This window comes from Pseudomonas sp. GL_090, from assembly GCF_057837765.1.
Genome location: NZ_CM174452.1, coordinates 211217 through 231759, shown reverse-complemented (window position 1 = coordinate 231759; position 20543 = coordinate 211217). Strand labels below are relative to the sequence as shown.

General features: G+C 60.7%; 16 protein-coding genes. 4 read left to right on the top strand and 12 right to left on the bottom strand.

Annotation, left to right across the window (positions count from 1 at the left end):
- Positions 1 to 77: 77 nt before the first annotated feature.
- From AC3ITA_RS00995 to AC3ITA_RS00985, 3 genes are read right to left on the bottom strand one after another with little or no spacing between them, the layout of a single operon-like run.
- Positions 78 to 3128 carry an efflux RND transporter permease subunit gene (locus AC3ITA_RS00995; RefSeq protein WP_489279165.1) on the bottom strand — a complete coding sequence of 1017 codons (3051 nt, stop codon included), beginning with the start codon at positions 3126 to 3128 and terminating at the stop codon, positions 78 to 80.
- A complete protein-coding gene (locus tag AC3ITA_RS00990; protein WP_095944985.1) occupies positions 3125 to 4189 on the bottom strand; it encodes an efflux RND transporter periplasmic adaptor subunit in 1065 nt (354 codons plus the stop codon). Before AC3ITA_RS00990 ends, AC3ITA_RS00995 begins: the two co-directional genes overlap by 4 nt.
- Entirely contained in the window at positions 4186 to 5289 is a 1104-nt protein-coding gene (locus tag AC3ITA_RS00985) for an efflux RND transporter periplasmic adaptor subunit (RefSeq protein ID WP_095944986.1), read from the bottom strand. The genes AC3ITA_RS00990 and AC3ITA_RS00985 overlap by 4 nt, the downstream gene beginning before the upstream one ends.
- Positions 5290 to 5465: 176 nt before the next feature.
- Here AC3ITA_RS00985 and AC3ITA_RS00980 point away from each other — a divergent pair, with 176 nt between their 5' ends.
- Positions 5466 to 6635 carry an AAA family ATPase gene (locus tag AC3ITA_RS00980; protein ID WP_095944987.1) on the top strand — a complete coding sequence of 390 codons (1170 nt, stop codon included), beginning with the start codon at positions 5466 to 5468 and terminating at the stop codon, positions 6633 to 6635.
- Positions 6636 to 6947: 312 nt separating this feature from the next.
- Here AC3ITA_RS00980 and AC3ITA_RS00975 read toward each other — a convergent pair whose 3' ends face one another.
- From AC3ITA_RS00975 to AC3ITA_RS00940, 8 genes are all read right to left on the bottom strand, one after another.
- Complete coding sequence (locus tag AC3ITA_RS00975; RefSeq protein ID WP_008045406.1) at positions 6948 to 7730, bottom strand: MetQ/NlpA family ABC transporter substrate-binding protein; 783 nt, start codon at positions 7728 to 7730, stop codon at positions 6948 to 6950.
- Positions 7731 to 7983: 253 nt separating this feature from the next.
- Complete coding sequence (locus AC3ITA_RS00970; RefSeq protein WP_095944988.1) at positions 7984 to 8907, bottom strand: sigma 54-interacting transcriptional regulator; 924 nt, start codon at positions 8905 to 8907, stop codon at positions 7984 to 7986.
- Positions 8908 to 8962: 55 nt separating this feature from the next.
- Positions 8963 to 9544 carry an alpha/beta hydrolase gene (locus tag AC3ITA_RS00965; RefSeq protein ID WP_095944989.1) on the bottom strand — a complete coding sequence of 194 codons (582 nt, stop codon included), beginning with the start codon at positions 9542 to 9544 and terminating at the stop codon, positions 8963 to 8965.
- Positions 9545 to 9830: 286 nt separating this feature from the next.
- Positions 9831 to 10232: an ExbD/TolR family protein gene (locus AC3ITA_RS00960; RefSeq protein ID WP_489279161.1), complete on the bottom strand. Its 402-nt coding sequence runs from the start codon at positions 10230 to 10232 to the stop codon at positions 9831 to 9833.
- 1 nt (position 10233) lies between these two features.
- A complete protein-coding gene (locus AC3ITA_RS00955; protein WP_095944991.1) occupies positions 10234 to 10959 on the bottom strand; it encodes a MotA/TolQ/ExbB proton channel family protein in 726 nt (241 codons plus the stop codon).
- 44 nt (positions 10960 to 11003) lie between these two features.
- Positions 11004 to 11813, bottom strand: coding sequence for an energy transducer TonB (locus AC3ITA_RS00950; RefSeq protein WP_489279159.1), 810 nt, complete (start codon positions 11811 to 11813; stop codon positions 11004 to 11006).
- A gap of 260 nt (positions 11814 to 12073) precedes the next feature.
- Positions 12074 to 14434 (bottom strand): TonB-dependent receptor, encoded by a 2361-nt coding sequence (locus AC3ITA_RS00945; RefSeq protein ID WP_489279158.1) that lies wholly within the window; start codon positions 14432 to 14434, stop codon positions 12074 to 12076.
- Between the two features lie 133 nt (positions 14435 to 14567).
- A complete protein-coding gene (locus AC3ITA_RS00940; protein WP_489279156.1) occupies positions 14568 to 15488 on the bottom strand; it encodes a TauD/TfdA dioxygenase family protein in 921 nt (306 codons plus the stop codon).
- A 183-nt stretch (positions 15489 to 15671) separates the two neighbouring features.
- On the opposite strand from AC3ITA_RS00940, the gene AC3ITA_RS00935 reads away from it, so the two are divergent.
- Positions 15672 to 16592: a LysR family transcriptional regulator gene (locus tag AC3ITA_RS00935; RefSeq protein WP_095944995.1), complete on the top strand. Its 921-nt coding sequence runs from the start codon at positions 15672 to 15674 to the stop codon at positions 16590 to 16592.
- A gap of 123 nt (positions 16593 to 16715) precedes the next feature.
- Here AC3ITA_RS00935 and AC3ITA_RS00930 read toward each other — a convergent pair whose 3' ends face one another.
- Positions 16716 to 17729, bottom strand: coding sequence for an ABC transporter substrate-binding protein (locus AC3ITA_RS00930; protein WP_489279154.1), 1014 nt, complete (start codon positions 17727 to 17729; stop codon positions 16716 to 16718).
- 403 nt (positions 17730 to 18132) lie between these two features.
- Here AC3ITA_RS00930 and AC3ITA_RS00925 point away from each other — a divergent pair, with 403 nt between their 5' ends.
- A complete protein-coding gene (locus AC3ITA_RS00925; RefSeq protein WP_095944997.1) occupies positions 18133 to 19731 on the top strand; it encodes an ABC transporter permease in 1599 nt (532 codons plus the stop codon).
- Positions 19728 to 20543 carry an ABC transporter ATP-binding protein gene (locus AC3ITA_RS00920; RefSeq protein ID WP_095944998.1) on the top strand — a complete coding sequence of 272 codons (816 nt, stop codon included), beginning with the start codon at positions 19728 to 19730 and terminating at the stop codon, positions 20541 to 20543. Before AC3ITA_RS00925 ends, AC3ITA_RS00920 begins: the two co-directional genes overlap by 4 nt.

Below are 20543 nucleotides of genomic sequence, written 5' to 3'. Positions count from 1 at the left end.
CTCCCACATTGGATCTCGGCGTTCACATAACCCCTGTGGGAGCGAGCCTGCTCGCGATGAGCGCGAAGCGCTCGCCCTTACTGCGCCTCTTTCTTCGGCTCGCGAATCTTGTACCAGGCCACATACAGCGCCGGCAAAAACAGCAGCGTCAGCAAGGTGGCGATGACGATCCCGCCGATCATGGCGTAGGCCATCGGCCCCCAGAACACTTCCCGGGCAATCGGGATCATCCCCATGCTCGCCGCCGCAGCGGTCAGCAGGATCGGCCGACGTCGATGTTCGGTAGCCTGCACCACCGCATCCCACGGCGCGTAGCCCTTGTGCTCGTACTCTTCGATCTGGGTCACCAGGATCACCGAGTTACGGATGATGATACCAATCAGCGCCAGAATCCCGAGGATCGCCACGAAGCCCATAGGCGTGCCCGTCGGCACCAGCGCGATCACCACGCCGATCAGCCCCAGCGGCGCAACGCTGGCCACCAGGAACAGCTTCTGCACGCTGTGCAGCTGGATCATCAGGAAGGTCGCCATCATGAACAGCATCAGCGGCACCACCTTGGCAATCGGGCCCTGGGCCTTGCCGCTTTCCTCCACCGTACCACCGGTGGCGACCTTGTAGCCCGCCGGCAGTTTGGCTGCGAAAGCGTCGATGGACGGCTTGAGGATTTTCACCAGGTCCGTCGGCTGGATCTCGTCGCGTATTGCCGCCTTGATGGTGATGGTCGGTAGACGATCGCGACGCCACACCAGCGGCTGCTCCAGTTCGTAGCGCACCGTGGCGAACGCCAGCAATGGAATCGACGTACCGCTCGGCGTGACGATCTGCAGGTTCTGCAGGGTTTCCGGTGTACCGCGTTCGGAATCCACCGCGCGACCGACCACGTTGATCAGGTAAATGTCGTCATCGACCTGGGTCACCGTCTGGCCGCTGACAATGCCGTTCATCAGGTTGGCCACATCCTCGGAAGACAGCCCCAGTTGCCGCGCCTTGTCCTGGGCGATATCGATGCGCAGGACTTTGCCCGGCTCGTTCCAGTCGTAGATGATCTCGCCAATGTGCGGGTTCTTGTCCAGCTCCGTGGCCAGGTCGATGGCATGTCGGCGCACCTGGTCGATGTCCTTGCCGCTGACCCGGTACTGGATCGGACGCCCTACCGGCGGGCCCATTTCCAGTGCCTGGACATAACTGCCGATGCCGACGAAGTCGTTGCGCAAGCGCTCGCGAAGCTTCTGCATCATGGCTTCACGGGTATGGCCTTTGCTGACGATCACCAACTGCGCGTAGAAGGGGTTTTGCAGTTGTTGGTCCAGTGGCAGGTAGAAACGGATCGCGCCCTGACCGACGTAGGTGCTCCAGCGCACGATGTCCGGATCGTCCTTGAGCGTGGCTTCGAGACGATCGACGGCCCGGCGGGTTTCGTCGAGCGAGGCGTTTTGCGGCAGGTTCAGGTCCACCAGGATTTCCGGGCGATCCGAAGACGGGAAGAACTGGTTCTGCACGTAGCGCATGCTGAACACCGCCAGCACAAAGCACAGCACGGTGATGCCGATGGCCCACCAGCGATTGCGCATGCACCACAGCAGCCCGCCGTTGAACGCCTTGCCGATGCGCCCGGGTTCGCCTTCATGGGGTTTCACATTGGTACTGAGAATGTGCACGCCGATCACCGGCGCAAACAGAACCGCCACCACCCATGACACCAGCATCGCGCAGGCGATCACCGCAAACAGGGTGTAGGTGTACTCACCGGCGGAGCTGGCATTCAAGCCAATCGGTACGAAGCCCGCCACCGTCACCAGCGTACCGGTGAGCATCGGGAACGCCGTGGAGGTGTAGGCGAAGGTCGCCGCCTGCTCCTTGGTCTCGCCCATTTCCAGGCGCGTGACCATCATTTCCACGGTGATCATCGCATCGTCCACCAGCAGGCCGAGGGCGATGATCAGTGCACCGAGGGAAATCCGCTGCATGGTGATGCCGCTGTATTCCATGAACACGAACACCATCGCCAGCACCAACGGGATCGAGCACGCCACCACCAGCCCGGCGCGCACGCCAAGGCTGACGAAACTGACCAGCAGCACGATCACCACCGCCTCGAACAGCGCGCTGGTAAAGCCGCCGACGGCCTCTTCCACCACTACGGCCTGGTCGGAAACGTTGTAAATGCCGACACCCACCGGCAGGTCGGCGGTCAACTGGTCGATACGGGCGTGCAAGGCCTTGCCGAACGCCTGGACGTTGCCACCCTTCTGCATGGCGATCGCCAGGCCGATGGCCTGTTTGCCGTTATAGCGGAATTCCGGCGAGGCCGGATCGACATAGCCGCGACTGATTTCGGCAATGTCGGCCAGACGATAGTAGCGATCGTTGAGCTTGAGGTTGACCTCGGCCAGGTCTTTCTCCGAAGCGAACTTCCCTGAAGTGCGCACCGAAATCCGCTCCGGCCCGGCCTCGATGACACCCGCCGGGGTCACGGCGTTCTGAGATTGCAGGCTCTGCACCACTTGACGCTCATCGATGCCCAGCGCTGCGAGTTTGCGCGTGGAGAAGTTCAGGTACAGCACTTCGTCCTGCTGGCCGACCATTTCGATCTTGCCCAGCCCCGGCACGCCGCGAATTTCCATGCGCGCCTGTTCTACGTAGTCGCGCAACTGACGCAGGGTCAGGCCGTCGGCGGTGAAGGCGTAGATCGAGCCGAAGACGTCACCGAACTCGTCGTTGAACGACGGCCCCTGTATGCCCTGCGGGAACTGGTATTTGATGTCGTTGATCTTCTTGCGCACCTGGTACCAGATTTCCGGGATGTCCTTGGCACTGGTGGTGTCGCGCAGGTACACATACACCGTGGATTCACCGGGGCGCGTGTAACTTTTCACATAATCGAGGGAGTCGAGTTCTTCGAGCTTTTTCTCGATCCGGTCGGTGATCTGCTTGAGGGTTTCCTCCTGGGTCGCCCCCGGCCATTTACTCTGGATCACCATGGTCTTGATGGTGAACGAAGGGTCTTCTTCGCGCCCCAGGTTGAAGTACGAGAACACACCCATCAGCAATGCGACGAACATCAGATACCAGATGAACGACTGATGCTTGAGGGCCCATTCCGAGAGGTTGAAAGGCCCTTTCATTGACTGTCCTCGTCGATTTTCACTTGTTGCCCCGGCTTGAGGCTGTTCACACCGGCACTGACCACCCGTTCGCCGTTCTTCACGCCGCCGGCCAGCACCACGGTGCTGTCGGTACGGCTGATCACGGTGATTTCACGGGGAGAAACGGTTTTACTCTGTGCATCGATCACCCAGATCCGTGGCTTGCCATCGACCTCCTGTAGCGCGGTGACAGGCAACTCGATGCGCGGCTTGATCGCCGAGCTCAGGGTGACGCTGATGGCCGTCCCCAGACGAAAGCCCTCTGGCGTTTCGGCCAGGGTCAGGCGGGCACGACGGGTGCGTGTGGCGCTTTGAGCCTGAGGCTCGATTTCGCGGATGATGGCGGTGGTGTTGATGCTCGGATCCAGCTGCGCAGCGACCAGGAACACCACATCGCTGGGCAGTTGATCGACCAGGGTATCGGGCAGGTCGATCACCGCTTCCTTGATGTCCGGTTGCGCCAGGGTCACCACTTGCTGACCGGCCGACACCACTTGCCCGGCCTCGGCACTCCACTGGGTGACCACGGCTTTATGGTCGGCGCGCAGCTCGGTGTAGCCCAGTTGGTCCTTGCTCTGGTTGACGGCTGCGCGAGCCTGATCGAGGGAGGCCTGGGTGGTTTTCAGGTCCGTGTTAGCCTCGTCGAGTTGCGCTTGGGCGCCGACCCCTCGGTCAAACAAGGCTTGCTGGCGTTGGGCCGTGGCCTTGGCGTTGATCAGTTGCGCCTGGATTTTCGCCAGATCGCCCTGGGCCGAGCGCAATTGGTTCTGTTGATCCGAAGGATCGAGGGTGGCGAGCAATGTGCCCTTCTGCACCTCGGTGCCGACATCGACGTTACGGCTGGCGATTCGCCCGCCCACGCGGAACCCGGTATCGGTTTCATAGCGCGCCTGGATACTGCCGGCGAAGCGGCCCAGGTCCTCTTCGCTCAAGGCCTGAACCTTGATCGACAGCACCGGCCGTACCGGCGCCGGCGGTGGCTCGCTTTTGGAACAGGCGCTCAGCACCAGCCCGATGGACAACGCCCATAAAGGCTTCATGGCTTGGCTCCCCACGTCAGATCCTTGTAAGTGTTTTCGGCAATTTCGACTTCCATGTCCGGGTGCAAGAGTTGTCCGCCTGCGATGATGACTTTGTCCCCGTCCTTCAATCCGTCGCTGATGATGACCTTGCCGGTCAGGTAGCGACTGACCGTGACCGAATGCAATTGGGCCTTGCCCTTGTCGTCGACAATCCACACAGCTGGCTCACTGATGTTCTTGGTCAGTGCCGACCACGGCAACTCGATGACCGACTTGCCCGATCCCCTGGCCGTGGCACTCACCACCGAGCCCAATTGCATGCCGTCGGGCAGTTTGTCGAGACCGACCTTGACCTGCACGGTTCCCGATTGCGCCGACACCGAGGGGGTGACTTCGCGCACGGTGCCGGTGGTCTTGATCGCCGGGTTGTCGAGCAGGCTGAGGACGATGGTTTGATCTTTCGGCTTCTCGGCCAGCAGTGATTCATAGACGTTGAACACCGCATCCCGGTCGCCGTCACGGGCCAGGCTGAATACCGGCATGGTCGCCTGCACCACTTGGCCGACTTCCGCCTGGCGCTCGGTAATGATCCCCGGGGCGTCGGCGATCAGCGCCGTATAGCTCAATTGATCCTTGGCATTGGCCAACTGCGCCTGGGCGGCGCTCAAGGCACTCTGGCTGCTGTGCAAGGCGGCCTGGGCCGAGTCGTATTCGCTCTGGCTGGTGTAGCCCTTGGGCAGCAATTTTTGCTGACGCACGAACGCCGCTGCACTCTGCGTCACCCGCGCCTGTTCGGCGATGACCTGCGCCTGGGCCGAATCGACATTGGTCTGCAAATCCTTGGGGTCGAGCCGGGCCAGCACTTGCCTGGCGGTCACTCGATCACCGACATCAACCGAACGCTGGATGATCTTGCCACCCACACGAAAAGACAGCTCCGTCTGTATCCGTGCCTGGATATCACCGGTGAGGGTAACCGAGGCCGCGTAATCCGCCGGCTTGACGACTTGCACGAACACCCGTGGCAGGTATTCCTGCACGGGCTTTTTCTCGTCGCAAGCCGTCAGCAGGGTGACGACACTCAAGGCCATTACTACTTTCAATCCGGGAACCACCATGCAAACTCCTTGGCCTTTTCATGTACAACACGACAGAGAGCTTAGAACAGGATCTAAACCTTGCACGAGCGTCTTATGAAGAAAAAGTTCGCACCCTTTTAGCCCTCAAACACTTGCCATAGACGCCTGTGCATGTCTGACAATGACCTCCGGTCGATCACTCCTCAGGAATCCACATGCTCACGACCCTCGCGGTGGCCAATTACCGCTCGATCAACAAACTGGTGATCCCGCTGGGCCGGTTGAATCTGATCACCGGCCCCAACGGCAGCGGCAAGTCCAACTTGTACCGTGCGCTGCGCCTGCTGGCGGAAACCGCCCAGGGCGGCGTGGTCAATGCCCTGGCCCGTGAAGGAGGTCTGGATTCGACCTTCTGGGCCGGGCCGGAAACCCTCTCCCGGCGCATGCGTAATGGTGAAGTTCAGGTTGAAGGCAGCGTCCGTCAATCGCCCATGCGTTTGCGCCTGGGCTTTTCCGGTGAAGACTTCAGCTACGCGATCGCACTGGGACTGCCGATGCCGCAGCCGGATCACATCACGTACTTTTCGCTGGACCCCGAGATCAAACGAGAATGTATCTGGGCCGGAGCCGTGTACCGTCCTGCCAGCCTGCTGGTGGATCGCAATGGCCCGATGGTCCGTGCGCGGGACGGTCGCCAGTGGGAAGTGCTGGCCCAACACACGCCGGATTTCGACAGCCTGTTTGATCAGGTCGGCAGCTTTCGCACCACGCCGGAAGTCATGCAACTGCGTGAATTTATTCGTCGCTGGCGTTTCTACGATCACTTTCGCAGTGACGCCGACGCACCGGTTCGCCAGCCGCAACTCGGTACCCGCACGCCCGTATTGCACCATGACGGTCGTGACCTGGCGGCGGCCTTGCAGACGATCATCGAAATTGGCGACCCCGAGGCCTTGCGGGCGGCGATCAGCGACGCCTTCCCCGGCGCGCGACTGAACATCGAACCTCTGCCCGGCGGGCGCTTCGCCATCGAATTTTTTCAGGAAGGTTTGTTGCGGCCGCTGTCGGCCGCCGAGTTGTCGGACGGAACCTTGCGTTACCTGCTGCTGGTCGCGGCGCTGCTGACGCCACGGCCGCCGACACTGATGGTGCTGAACGAGCCGGAAACCAGCCTGCACCCGGACCTGCTTCCGGCGCTGGCGCGCTTGATCATCCGCGTTTCAGAGCAGTGTCAGGTGTGGGTGGTTTCCCACGCCAGGCGCTTGATTTCTGCATTGCAGGAAGACCCGGAGTGCAATTGCATCGTGCTGGAGAAGAATCTCGGGCAAACCGGGATTGTCGGTCAGCGGATTCTGGATGAGCCAGCGTGGTATTGGCCGGATTAAGCAGCGCCTGATTTGCCGGGGCAATGGAAGACGTCTATTTTCCCTTGCGCCGTAGGAAGGATCTTTTTTTCGAAACACCGCTCCAAGGACGAACCACTTTTGGCCAGACTCCCGGCCAAACCTCACAAGGACGAGAACATGGCAGACATACAACCGCCGCAACGGCTTCATCCGCAGGACATTCTGAAGCTCTTGATGGCGTTGCGCAGGGCCTTGAAGGCCAAGCCAGCCTGAGCAATCCATCGCAAAAAAAGACGCCGACGCTAAATCAGCCGTCGGCGCGGGAAATCTTGAGGGGGTTTGCTTCGCGAATCAGAACGCCGGCAGTACCGCGCCGCTGTACTTTTTCTCGATGAATGCTTTCACTTCCGGGCTGGTCAGGGCCTTGGCCAGTTTCTGGATGGCAACGCTGTCCTTGTTGTCCGGACGGGCCACCAGGTAGTTCACGTAAGGCGAATCGGCACCTTCAATGATCAGCGCGTCTTTCGCCGGGTTCAGGCCCGCTTCCAGCGCGTAGTTGGTGTTGATCATGTCCAGGTCAACCTGATCCAGCACACGCGGCAACATGGCCGATTCGAGTTCCTTGAACTTGAAGTTGTGCGGGTTCTTGGCAATGTCTTTCGGGGTCGACACGGCATTTTTCGGGTCTTTCAACTCGATCAGGCCAGCCTTCTGCAGCAGGATCAGGGCACGGCCGCTGTTGCTGCCTTCGTTCGGGATGGCAATGGTCGCGCCGTCTTTCAACTCAGCCAGGGTTTTGACTTTCTTCGAGTAGCCACCGAAGGGTTCAACGTGAACACCGATCACGGTTTCCAGGTGAGTGCCTTTGCCTTCGTTGAAGCTCTTGAGGTACGGCAGGGTCTGGAAGTAGTTGGCGTCCAGACGCTTCTGGTCGACCTGCACGTTCGGCTGAACGTAGTCGGTGAAAACCTTGATTTCCAGGTCCACGCCTTCTTTGGCGAGGGTTGGCTTGATCAGCTCGAGAATCTCGGCGTGTGGCACCGGGGTCGCGGCAACCACCAGTTTCTCGCCAGCCTGGGCCAGGCCCGTGGTCAGGGCAGCCGCCAGTGCGGTGAACAACAGAACCTTTTTCATGCAGTGTCCTTATCGAAAATCACAGCCGCTTGTGGCGACGGCTTGAATATGAGAGTGCCAGTGAAGTGCTATCGCTGGCGTGAAGCGGACAATACCGGGATTTTTTATTCCCGAACAATAACGTTTATTCAGCTTCATATTCCATTTTGTTCATACAGCTGTGGGAGCGAGCCTGCTCGCGATGGTCGCAAGGGCAACGCGTACATTCAGTGCGCCGCGTCATCGTTGACGTCCATCGCGAGCAGGCTCGCTCCTACAGGAGTCCCGCGTCGGCTATCAATCGCTTCAAAGCCGCTTTTTCATCGGCCGAACCATTGCCGATAATCTGCTTGAGCTGCTGTTCAAGCTGTCCCAAGCCTGTATCCGGCAAATTCAAATGTTCCGGCAAAATCTCGTCGCCCGTACTCACCAGCAGCGCAAAGTGAATGATGTTTTCCAGCTCCCGGGTATTGCCCGGCCAACTGTGGCGCTCCAGCACAAGCTGCGCCGCTTCGCTGATCAGTGGCACTGGCAGGCCGAGACGCTGGCTGTAGATCCCGAGGAAGTATTCGGCCAGCGACAGGATGTCCCCCGTGCGTTCGCGCAGTGCCGGCAGTTCGAGCTGGCCTTCGCTAAGGTAGTGATAGAGCCGTTCATGGAATTTTCCGGCGGCAACCGCCTGGGCCAGATCGATGCTGGTGGCCGCCACCAGCCGTACATCCACCGGGCTCGGCTGATGGGCACCGACGCGGGTGACTTCGTGGTTTTCCAGCGCAGCGAGCAGTTTGGTCTGGATCGGCAGCGGCAGGTCGCCGATTTCGTCCAGGTACAGCGTGCCGCCGTTGGCCGAACCGAACCACCCGGCACGACTGCTCGCCGAGCCGCTGTAGCTGCCCGCCGCATAGCCGAACAACTCGGCGTCGGCGTAGGTCGGGCTGATGGCGCCGCAGTTGACCGACACGAACAACCCGCCGCGATCACTGGCGCGGTGGATATGGCGGGCCAGCAATTCCTTGCCGGTGCCGGTTTCGCCACGGATAAGCACTGACACTGAACGCGTGGCCAGTTGCTCAAGGTCTTCACGTAATTGCCGTGAACGTGGATCGACAAACACCAGCGCCTTGGCGCGGATGCTCAGGGGACTTTTTTCCGCATCGGGAAAGGTCAGCAGCGGCTGGCCAAAGGTTTCAAAGCTCATGGCAGACTCCCGCCCAAAACCGCCGGGAGACGGGGGCGTTAAATAAGGAAAGTGTTCAAGCGCGACGCAGGGCGTGGTGTTCCATGCGGTTTTGCAATCGATAGAGATAGGCAAAACCCTGCTCCCAACGCTGGTGACCGGACTTCACGTTGATATGCCCCGCACCCGCCAGAATCCCCGCCTCGGCGCCCCACTGACGCGCCAGCTCCAGAGCTCGCGGTGCACTGACGGCGCTGTCGTTGTCGGAGCTGACAACCTGGCTGGGGAACGGCAGCAGATCCGTCGGGATCGGCGCGAAATTGCGCAAGGCCGGCGCGCAGGCCGGGCGTTCGACATCGGCTGGCGCGACGAGCAAGGCGCCGCGCACTTGACGCAAAAACTGCACGGGAGCGCTCGCGGCCCAATGGGCGACGGTGATGCAACCCAGGCTGTGGGCAATGAGAATCACCGGCGTGCTGTCGGCGGCAATCGCCTCGGCCAGCGCCGCGACCCAGTCTTCACGACGCGGCGTCAACCAGTCGGCCTGTTCCACCCGTGCGCTGTTCGGCAGGCTGTTCTGCCAGTGGCTTTGCCAATGATCTTCTGGCGATCCTTGCCAGCCCGGCACAATCAGGTAGCGAATTGATTCGTTGCGCATGGGGGAGCTCTCCTGCTGCGTGTCTGTTCCCGGTCGAGTATAGGGAGAGGATTTATATTCGTTAAGGAATAAGAAGCTATTTATTAAGATCTATATCGAATATTAAACATATGACCTGTGGGAGCGAGCTTGCTCGCGATGGCGGTGGATCAGCCACCTTTGATGTTGAATTTGAAGACGCCATCGCGAGCAGGCTCGCTCCCACAGGGGTTGCGGCGTTGTGAAAATCGAGGCAAAAAAAGGGCCGCACCCTGCCAAGGAGACGGCCCCGGAAAACGAAAATCTGTTAGCGCGCAGTAATCACCGACAGCTTGGTAATCCCTGCTCGTTCAATCGACGCCATGGCCCGGGCTACTTCGCCGTAATTCACCCCATCGTCCGCCTGCAACTGCACGCGCACCTCGGGGTCCTTGGCCTTCGCCGACTTGAGGTTGAACTCCAGCAAGTCCGGCTGTATCTCGTCCTTGTTGATAAACAGCTTGCCGGCACCGTCGATGCTCACCACCAACGGGTCTTTCTGCTCCACCGGCGCCACCGCTTCGGTCTTGGGCAGGTTGATCGCAATGGCGTTGGTCAGCAGCGGCGCGGTGACGATGAACACCACCAGCAGCACCAACATCACATCCACCAGCGGCGTCACGTTGATCTCGCTGAGCACCTCATCGGTGTCTTGCGTGGAGAAGGCCATATCAGGACGCCTCCTTCACTTTCTGCACATTGCCCTGGGCTGCCGCCTTGTGCGCCGTCGGGTGGATCAGTACACGGAACGAACTCTTCTGCGCCAGGCTGTAGAAGTCGTGGGCGAAGTCATCCAGGTCCGCCGCCGTCAATTTCAAACGACGCAAAAAATAGTTGTAAACCAGTACCGCCGGCACCGCGACGGCGATCCCCACGCCGGTGGCGACCAGTGCCGCGCCAATCGGCCCGGCGACCGTTTCAAGGCTTGCCGAGCCCGCCGCGCTGATGCCTTTCAACGCTTCCATGATTCCCCACACCGTGCCGAACAAACCAATGAATGGCGAGGTGCTGCCAATGCTCGCCAGTACCGCCAACCCGGTTTCCAGCGACCGACGCTCACGCACGATCTGCTGACGCAAGGCACGCTCCAGACGATCCTGATGATTGATCGCCTGGCTCAAGTCCGCCGCCTGCGGCGCCTCGCCCACCTGGATTGCCGCATAACCAGCCTGTGCAACCCGGGCTGCCGCGCCGGGCCGGGTTTCGCTCAGCTCGGCTGCCGAGTCGAGGCTCGACGCGGCCCAGAACTGCTGATGAAACCTTCGATCCTGTGCCTTGAGGCGAACGAACTGCACGCCCTTGAGCAATGCCAGACCCCAGGTCGCGACGGAAAAAACCACCAGCAGCCAGATCACCGCGCTTTCGATGGATTCAAGTGGAGATGCCAGTAACGTCATGGTGTATTCCTCGTGTAAACGTTTCGCGCGAATTTGGTTTCGGTTTAATGAATCTTGAAATCGATGGGCACGCTGACCCAGCCGTCCTGGGCGACATCACCTCGCCTGGCCGGCACGAAACTCCAGCGTTTCACCGCGTTCAGCGCGGCTTCGTCGAGTGCATCGCGACCGCTGCTTTTCTGGAGCTGGATCTCGCCGGGCTTGCCGCTGGCCAGCACATGTACGCGCAACAACACCGTGCCTTCCCAGCCGCGACGCTGGGCCAGCGAGGGGTATTGCGGTGCCGGGTTTTTCAAGTAACCGGCGGTGGCCGAGGCTGGTGTCACAGGTGCGGGCGCCGGCGGTGCAGGTGGTGCCGGGGCGGCGACAGGCGCTGTCGGTTTCGCTGGCGCGGGTGGTTGTTCAACGGCTTTTGGTGTCGGTTTCGGTAGCGGTTTAGCCACGGGCTTTGGCTTCGGAACTGGTTTAGGTGGCGCAGGCTTCACTGCCAACTCGTCTTCCACGGGCGGTGGCGGCTCAACCACTGGCTGCACCGGTTGCGGAGGCGGAGGCTCGACCACTGGTGGCGCCGGACGCGAGAACTCGATGGTCATCGGCGGAATCTGCGGCGGCACCATGGGCAGCACGGTGGTCGGTTGCTGATTGACCCAATAGATCACCGCGCCATGCACCAGCAACGCCAGCACGCCGAGCAGGACCGTTTCCCTTCGGCGAAGGACGCCTTTGGGTGCACGCTGCAAACGCAACTGGCCCAAGGGCACCCGGTGCGGTCGGCCGAGGTCGACCAACTCACCACCGGGCGCCTGGCGCCACAGCACTTCATGTGCACCGGCGGCGATCTGGACATTGCCCATTGTTTAACTCCCTGCGGTCTCTTTGTGGATTACCGGAACGTCGTTCTGAACATCCCCCGACGGCGCCCTGGTAGAGCAATCATTGGCTTGAACGCTTAGCTCTGAAAGTAATGTTTAAACTTATATTTAGACCATAAGAGAATATATAAAACCATCAATCCACCGCCAGAGCCCGTCGTTCAAGGGCTCCGGCGTAGTGGAAAAAAAACCGATGCCTTGCCCGCATTGAAAGTATTCATCCAAGGCATGGTTTTTCGCCGTCAGAAGTCGTAGCGACCGGTCACGCCCAGCGTCCGCGGTGTGCCGAGCAGGCCTTCATAACCACCATTGGCGGCCGTCCACAGCGTCGTGTAATAGGTTTTGTCGAAGGCGTTTTTCAGCCACAACGAAACGTCCCACTGCCCTTGGTTGAAGTCGCCGCGAAGGCCGGTGGAGAGGTTGACCACCGCATAACTCGGGATCTGCCCGAAGTCGGAATCTTCCACCGTGCCCACCGCTTTGGAGCGGAACGCATAGCTGGCGGTGACGTACTCTTCAAAGCCGTTGTTCAGGTTCCATTTGTATTCGCCGTTGGCGTTGCCGATCCATTTCGAAGCACCCACCACTTGATGGCCGCTGAGGTCGCAGGATGCTGGAGCGCCTGGCGCCAGGCTGACTTCCGGCGGGCACGGCGCGTCCTTGTACGAGAGGTAGCTGACGTCGTTGTACGAGCCGTTGATGTTCAACGTCAGGCCACGCAGCGGGATCAGGGTGCTTTCGAACTCCACGCCACGGGAGCGCACGGAGCCGGCGTTGGTCAGGTATTGCACGCGATTGACGTCGTCGTAGGCGTTGGTCTGATAGCCGTTGACCTGGGTCCAGAACAGGTTGGCGTTGAGTTGCAGGCGACGGTCCCACAGGGTGCTCTTGAAACCGAGTTCCGCGTTATTGGCGCGCTCGGTGCCGATCAGCAGCGAGTCGGCGCCGGCAACCGGCGCCGTGCCGACGGCCAGGTTGACCCCACCGGATTTTTCGCCATGGGACAACGTGGCGTAAGTAAGCAGGTCGTCGGTGAGGCGGTAACTGAGGTTCAACAGGCCCGAGGGACTGGAGTTGTACTGATTCAAATCGCCGGAATCGAAGACGCCAGCGCGAGCACGTCGTGCCGCGGCCGCCGCACCGGTGACCGCTGCACCACCGGCCGGTGCATCACGGGTCACCCTGGCGTTTTTCTCTTCATAGGTGCCGCGCAGGCCGGCGGTGAAATCCAGGCGTTCGGTCAGGTGCCAGGTGCCTTGGGCGAACAGCGCAAAGCTGTTGGTTTCGATATGACCGTTGCCAACACTATCGATGTTGTTCAAAGCGCCGTTGGGCGTGCCGTTCCAGATGTCCGCTTGCGGGCCGTAAAAGGCGAAGGATGTGTTGTCCAGATCGGAGCCGAAGTAATAGGCGCCGAGCACGTAATCGAAGAATCCACCGGTAGGCGACGCCAGGCGAAACTCCTGTGAATACTGCTTATCCTCCACCGAAACCCCAGCATTGAAGAAGGTGGAAACGTCCAGACCATCATCGTTGCGCGGGGTGAAATTCCACCAGCGATAAGAGCTGATAGAGGTCAGTGTGAAGTCGCTTGGCAGTGTCCAGTTGGCCTCGACCGACGTGCCGCCCTGATGCACGGTGACGTGCTGGTCGTTGTTCAGGTTGACCTTGCGGTGCGTGCCGTCGACCAGTGTCGCGCCCGCCGCATTGGCCCGGCGCTGGTAAAGATTGGTGCCATTGATGGTCGGCCCGGTGTTGAACAACACACGAGTGCCGGCGCTGGAATCTTCTTCGTTGTAGTCGCCGATCCAGCGCAGGCTGAATGACTCGTTGGGCTTGAACAGCAACTGGCCACGGAAGCCATCGCGCGAGCCGCCGTTTAACTCGTGGCCGTCGAACTCGTTCTTGATGTCACCATCGCTGCGGGTGCGATACGCAGAAAAGCGTCCGGCCAGTTCGTCATTCAGCGGGCCGGAAATCGTGCCCTTGGTCTGGAAGTATCCGTCCTCGCCCACCGAAGATTCGATGCTGCGCTCAGGGGTAAAGGTCGGCGCGCGGGTGCTGATATTGATCACGCCAGCGGTGGTGTTCTTGCCGAACAAGGTGCCTTGCGGACCGCGCAGCACTTCGAGCTGCTCGATGTCCATCAGGTCGAATACGGCCATGCCGGGGCGGCCGAGGTAAACGTTGTCGATGTACAGGCCGACACTGCCTTCCAGGCCATCGCTGGCCGGGTTGTTGCCCAGGCCACGGATCGACACACTGGACTGACGCGCATGCATGTAGGCGACGTTGACACTGGGTACCAGCTGCTGCAGATCCTGGATGCGATAGACCCGCTGGGTTTCCAGGGTCTGGCCGCTGACCACGCTCATCGGCGTCGGCACATCCTGCGAACTTTCTTCGCGGCGGCGAGTGGTGACCGTCACGGTTTCCAATTGCGCGCTGTCGGCCGTGGCGGTTTTAGTGGGTGTGGTTTGCGGGGTAGCGCTTTCGGCCGCATAGCCTTGGGTCCAACTGGCGCTGCCTGCCAGCAACAAGGCCAGGGGCAGGCGTTTGAGCCGTTGGGGTGAAGAGGTTGAAGCGACGTGCAACGGACTCATAAGGCGGGGTTCCCGATCAAAAGAATTCTGAATTGCTTGATTGGCCGCCATCGCCAGCAGGCTGGCTCCCACATTGGTTTTGTGTACGCCACAAATCCCCTGTGGGAGCGAGCCTGCTCGCGATAGCGTCAGGTCAGACGCCGTCGATATCCGGCCCTTTCACCGTCTGGCTGACCTGCCCGTTCACACCCACCGCCACCTCGCCCTTGAGCGTTACCCGGCGCACGATGCGGTCCTGGGTCCCGTAGTCATCCACCGCGTAATGCTGGGTGGAGCGGTTGTCCCAGATCGCCACATCGCCAGCCTTCCAGCGCCAGCGCACGATGTTTTCCTGGCGGATCACATGACTTTGCAGCAAGCCGAACAGGTGCGCCGAATCGGCCTGGGAATAGCCCTTGATGCGTTTGACGAAATGCCCCAGCAACAGGCTCTTCTCACCGCTGACCGGGTGCACGCGGACCACCGGGTGTTCGGTCTCGTAGACGGTCGAGGTGAAGATCTTGCGATAGCGCTCCAGCTTCTCGGCAGAGACGTCAGGCCGGGCGCCGGCGTAGTCGTATTCGTTGCTGTGCACGGCGACCAGTTTGTCGGCCAGCTCACGCAGCTCCACCGACAACCCTTCATAGGCAGTGGCGGTGTTGGCCCACAGGGTGTCGCCACCGAAAGCCGGCGCCACCACCGAGCGCAGGATCGAGGCTTTGGGGTAGGCCTCGACGAAGGTCACGTCGGTGTGCCAGGAGCTGGCTCGCTGGCCTTCGGCACCGTCCAGTTCCAGCAGAAAACGCGTGCCTTCGCGCACTGGTACGGTCGGGTGTGCCACCGGCTCGCCGAGCAGGTGGGCGAACGCCTCCTGGCGCTGATCGTCGAGCTGGGTCTGCTCGCGGAAGAAGATCACTTTGTATTGCAGCAGTGCCTGTTGAATGGCTTCAACAGTGGCGGCATCCAGTTCGCCCGAAAGCTGTACGCCACGGATTTCGGCACCGATGCGACCGGCCACCGGATGGATTTCAAGCGCGTGAACAGCGGGTTGTACTGCGAAAGCGGCATTGCTCATGGGTAGACCCTCATCAGACTGCTTACGGTTGAACCGGCCGCGAAACACTGCTCTATCTATATTCTATCTAGATCTAATAGATATCTGAATGCTTCGTTGACGGAATAAGAGGTTGCATTTAAAACCTCAGTCAACCCTCGTCGCAAATGCCTTCGAGCTATTTTTAGGATGCCGGAAAAGCATATGGATCTTCGCCAGTTGCGTTACTTCATCGCCCTCGACGAGCACCGCAGTTTCGTGCGCGCGGCCGAGGCCATGGGCATTACCCAGCCTGCCTTCAGCCGCAGCATTCAGGGGCTCGAACACGAGTTCGGCTGCGTGTTGGTGGACCGTGGCAACAAGGACTTGCGCCCCACCCCCGAAGGTCTGGTGGTGCTGCAACATGCCCGCAGCCTGGTACAAGGCGCGGCCCTCTTGAATGCCGAAGTGACGCAGATGACCAAGCTCGATGCCGGTGAACTGCGCTTCGGTTGCGGCCCGGCACCGGCGGTGAAACTGGTGCCGGATGCGGTGGCGCAATTCATCAATGCGCACCCGAAAGTGCGCACCTGTTTCGAGGTGGATAACTGGGAAAAACTCAGCCGCGCCCTGAGCCGTGAGGAGATCGAATTTTTCATCGCCGACATCCGCCATTTCGAGTCTGACCCGAACTTTCAGACCCAGGCCCTGACGCCCAAGCGCGGTGTGTTTTTCTGCCGACCCGGGCACCCGCTGCTGGCCAAGGAGAGCCTGTCGACCAACGACATGTTCGATTACCCACTGGCGACTACGATGATTCCGCCGGGCATTCGCAAACTGCTGGCGAACCTCAGTGGGCGAGTGGATTTTTCACCGACCATCGAGACCGAGCATTTCCCGGCGCTGGTGAAAGTGGTGCTGCAATCGAATGCGATTGGCGTGGGGACTGAAGAAGCGTTTGTTGAAGACATTGCCCAGGGTTCCCTGGCACTACTGCACTGGCGCAATCTGCCGCAGAACATCGAGAGCATGAATGCGCGGTGCGGGATCGTCAGTCGCACCGGGTTCCGCTTGTCGCCGGCGGCGCGGGCGATGATCGAGACGTTGGTGGCGGTGGACAGGCAGCAGATCAGCGTCGCGGTTTGATGGCCCCATCGCGAGCAGGCTCGCTCCCACATTGGATTTGAGTCGTACACAAACTGTGTGTCCGACAGAGATCCCCTGTGTGCGAGCCTGCTCGCGATGGGGCCAGTAAGACCGCCAGAAATTTCAGAGCTTCGCCGCCGCCAACTCCGGCGCCACCCAATCGCTGACCTTGAACGACTTGCGGATCAGCTTCTGCTGCGAAGCCAAATCCACCGCATCCTGCAACTTGCCAAGGAACACTGGATCAAGCGTCGAGGGGAAAACCTCGCTCAGCTTCTGATCCTTCAGATCCTGCGTGAGGATCACCGCCGGATAACTCGCCAGCCCCGACACCAACTGAATGTAAGCGTCCTTGTTGCTGTCCTGGGTCAGCCACTCCACGGCCTGCTGTTGGGCCTTGAGCAGTTTCGCCACCGCTTCCGGATGCGCATCGACAAACTTCCCGGTCCCTATCAGCACCGCCTGCACACTGCCGGCGCCGCCCAGATCCTTGGTATTGAGCGGCAACTCGGCCAGCCCCTTGGCTTGCAACGCCGTCAGCCCGGAACCGCCCCACGACGCATCGATCTGCTTCGCCGCCAGCGCCGCGACCGCCGCGTTGAAGTCCAGGTTGATGACTTTCACGTCCTTCTCGCTCAACCCCTTGCTGGCCAGCGCCGCATCGAAGGACAGCTGGCTGGCGGTGCCACGGAAGATCGCCACGCGTTTGCCCTTTAGGTCCTGCAGGGTCTTGATCCCCGAACCCGGCACTACGCCGAGGTAATGCTTTACCCCGCGCGCCGAGGCACTGAGCAGTCGCGTATCCAGACCATTGGACTTGCCGATGATGGCCGCCAGATCGCCGAGGTAGGCCAGGTCCACCTGACCGTTGGCGAACGCCTCGTTAATCACGGGGCCTGCGCCCTTGAAGAAGCTCCACTGAATCTTGATGCCTTGATCGGCGAAAGCCTTTTCGAAGATCTGTTGATCACGCAGCACATCCACCACACCGCCGCCGCTGTGCTGGGTACCGGCACTCAGGTCCGGCACCGCGATGCGGATTTCCTTGAGTTCGCTAGCGTTGACCGTGAAAGCCAGCAGCCCCGCCAGGGCCGGTGCGGCGAACAAACTGATGACACGTTTGAAGGGAAGTTTCATGGGTGCGGCTCCTTGGGGCGACGGGCGTTGAGGAGCTGAAACTAGGCTGAATCTTCACCAACACTTAAATACTATAAATTCACATTTTTAGATCGTTTAGGTCTATGTCAATGCATCCGGGGCTCTCCGCCGATATGCCCAAACGGCATCAAAAATATTCTTCGAATGCATTGGATGCGGAGGCTTAGGGAGGCCATAAATGGCTTCTCTTATCTCTCAATAGTATTGATTTTGAATTTTATAGATCAATTTTGCATACGCCTTGAACCCTTGTAGGAGCGAGCCTGCTCGCGAATAGCGGAAGGTCAATCGAGACATCTTTGCCTGACACACCGCTATCGCGAGCAGGCTCACTCCTACAAAAAAGCAGGTCTTTATTGCAACCCGACAACGGAGGTCACTCATGGCCCGTGTTTCTCTTCTCAGCCTGCCGCTAGCCGCGCCACCACTGGAAAACCAGCGCCTCTGGCCCAGCTTGAGTCGTCGGCTGTTGCCTTGGTTGCTACCAATCACCCTATTCACGCTCTGGTGGCTCGCCAGCCGCAATCACTGGATGAGCGAGCAGATCCTGCCGGCACCGAGCCTTGTCTGGAGCAGTGCACTGGAGCTGTCCCAAGGCGAGTTGTGGAGCCATTTATGGATCAGTCTTCAGCGCTTGTTCTGGGGCTTGCTGGCCGGGATCATCGCGGGTGCTGTTTTGGGTGCGGCACTGGGTTTCAGTCGTCGACTGGAGCGCCTGGTATTTCCAACCTTTGCCGGGTTGGCCCAAGTCCCGACCCTGGCCTGGATTCCGTTGTTCATGGTGTTTTTCGGCATCGGTGAGGTGCTGAAACTGGTGGTGCTGATCAAGGCCATCGTGGTGCCGGTAACCCTGCATACGCTGGTCGGTGTGCGCGACGCACAACCCAAGTTGCGCGAAGCCGCCGCCGTGTTGCGCCTGCCCAGGCACCTGTTGATCCGCCGCCTGGTGCTGCCTGCCGCGCTGCCGGCGTTCATGGCCGGTGTGCGCCTCGCGCTGGCCGCCGGCTGGACTTCACTGCTCGCTGTCGAACTGCTCGCTTCCAGCGAAGGCATCGGCTACCTGATGGTCTGGGCGCGGCAGTTGTTCATGCTCGACATCGTGTTCGTGTGCATCGTGGTGATCGGCTTGATCGGCGTGGCGATGGATCGCGGCATCGGTCTGCTGGACAGGAAACTGGTGCACTGGCCGCACCCGGCCACCGCCGAAATCCGTCGTGGGCCGCGTTATCAAGGCTGGCAGCGATTGCAACCGTGGCTGCTGCCACTGGCGCTCCTGGCGTTGTGGCAACTGACTTCGGATCAGCAATGGATTGACGCGAACATTCTGGTCAGCCCGCTGGCGGTCCTGCAGACGACTCGGGATGGATTGCTCGACGGCACGCTGATTGGCGGCATGGCCCTGAGCCTGGGCCGAACCCTTGGCGGATTGCTGCTCGGTGGCGGGCTCGGGTTTGCCTTGGGGCTGTTGCTGGGGTTGTCGCGCACCAGTGAGCGCGTGCTCGGCCCGACCCTCGCCGCCCTCCGCCAGATCGCCATTTTCGCCTGGGTGCCGCTGCTCACCGCGTGGTTCGGTCTGGGGGAATTGGCCAAGTGGGTGTTCGTTGCCCTGGCCGCCTTTTTCCCGCTGTTCATCGCCACCCAACGCAGCGTCGCCCACCTGTCGCCGCAACTGAACGAGGCCGCGCAGGTGCTGCGCCTGAATCTGTGCCAGCGACTCGGTCGACTGGTGCTACCGGGCGCGGCACCGGGGATTTTTGCAGGGCTTCGGCTAAGCCTGATCTACGCCTGGCTCGGCACCATCGGCGCCGAATATTTCATGCCGTCCAACGGCGGCATCGGCAGCCAGATGATCGGCGCCCAGCAACTGCTGCGCATGGACCTGATCATGGCCGGCATGCTGCTGGTGGGCCTGACCGGTGCCCTGCTCAACCTCATTGGCCAACGCCTGGAAATCCGCGCCACTCGCTGGAGACACGCATGAACGCACCGATTGTCAGCTTCAATCACGTGGGCAAAACCTTCGACGTCGACGGCTTCACACTTGAGGCCATCCGCGAATTCAACCTGGACATCGCCGAGGGCGAATTCGTCGCCATCGTCGGCTCCAGCGGTTGCGGCAAATCCACTTTGCTGCGACTGCTGGTGGGCCTCGATACGCAATTTCGCGGGCAGATCAGCGTGGATGGAAAAGCTGTCACCGGCATCGGCGGCGAGCGCGGCATCGTCTTCCAGGAACACCGCTTGTTCCCGTGGCTGAGCGTGGCCGACAACATCGGTCTGGGCCTGGTCAACGAGCCTTTGAGCGCTGCGCAAAAGCACAAGCGTATCCATGATTTCATCGAACTGGTGGGCCTGGGCGACTTCGCCCGCGCCTATCCACACCAGCTCTCCGGCGGCATGGCGCAGCGCGTGGCCATCGCTCGCGGCCTAGTGGCCAGCCCACGGATTCTGCTGCTGGACGAGCCCTTCGGCGCCCTCGATGCGCTGACCCGCCAGCAGATGCAGGACGAACTGTTGGCGATCCGCGCCCGGGCAAAAATCACCACGGTGCTGGTCACCCACGATGTCGAGGAAGCGATCTTCCTCGCCGACCGCGTTGTGGTAATGGAGCCGCGTCCGGGGCGGATCAAGCAAGTGGTCGACATTGCCCTGCCCCATCCGCGCCAACGCAGCAGTTTCGACTTCCACCAGCTGCGCGAAGAACTGCTGCACGAACTCACCAGCGACGATCACTACCAGCCCCCCGTGCCGGTGCAGGTTCGCGATCTGCCGCTGTCCTTCATTGCCTACTGA

Coding starts and splice junctions, on each gene's coding strand:
- AC3ITA_RS00995 (WP_489279165.1), bottom strand. CDS start 3,128: ATGAAAGGGCCTTTCAACCTCTCGGAATGGGCCCTCAAGCATCAGTCG.
- AC3ITA_RS00990 (WP_095944985.1), bottom strand. CDS start 4,189: ATGAAGCCTTTATGGGCGTTGTCCATCGGGCTGGTGCTGAGCGCCTGT.
- AC3ITA_RS00985 (WP_095944986.1), bottom strand. CDS start 5,289: ATGGTGGTTCCCGGATTGAAAGTAGTAATGGCCTTGAGTGTCGTCACC.
- AC3ITA_RS00980 (WP_095944987.1), top strand. CDS start 5,466: ATGCTCACGACCCTCGCGGTGGCCAATTACCGCTCGATCAACAAACTG.
- AC3ITA_RS00975 (WP_008045406.1), bottom strand. CDS start 7,730: ATGAAAAAGGTTCTGTTGTTCACCGCACTGGCGGCTGCCCTGACCACG.
- AC3ITA_RS00970 (WP_095944988.1), bottom strand. CDS start 8,907: ATGAGCTTTGAAACCTTTGGCCAGCCGCTGCTGACCTTTCCCGATGCG.
- AC3ITA_RS00965 (WP_095944989.1), bottom strand. CDS start 9,544: ATGCGCAACGAATCAATTCGCTACCTGATTGTGCCGGGCTGGCAAGGA.
- AC3ITA_RS00960 (WP_489279161.1), bottom strand. CDS start 10,232: ATGGCCTTCTCCACGCAAGACACCGATGAGGTGCTCAGCGAGATCAAC.
- AC3ITA_RS00955 (WP_095944991.1), bottom strand. CDS start 10,959: ATGACGTTACTGGCATCTCCACTTGAATCCATCGAAAGCGCGGTGATC.
- AC3ITA_RS00950 (WP_489279159.1), bottom strand. CDS start 11,813: ATGGGCAATGTCCAGATCGCCGCCGGTGCACATGAAGTGCTGTGGCGC.
- AC3ITA_RS00945 (WP_489279158.1), bottom strand. CDS start 14,434: ATGAGTCCGTTGCACGTCGCTTCAACCTCTTCACCCCAACGGCTCAAA.
- AC3ITA_RS00940 (WP_489279156.1), bottom strand. CDS start 15,488: ATGAGCAATGCCGCTTTCGCAGTACAACCCGCTGTTCACGCGCTTGAA.
- AC3ITA_RS00935 (WP_095944995.1), top strand. CDS start 15,672: ATGGATCTTCGCCAGTTGCGTTACTTCATCGCCCTCGACGAGCACCGC.
- AC3ITA_RS00930 (WP_489279154.1), bottom strand. CDS start 17,729: ATGAAACTTCCCTTCAAACGTGTCATCAGTTTGTTCGCCGCACCGGCC.
- AC3ITA_RS00925 (WP_095944997.1), top strand. CDS start 18,133: ATGGCCCGTGTTTCTCTTCTCAGCCTGCCGCTAGCCGCGCCACCACTG.
- AC3ITA_RS00920 (WP_095944998.1), top strand. CDS start 19,728: ATGAACGCACCGATTGTCAGCTTCAATCACGTGGGCAAAACCTTCGAC.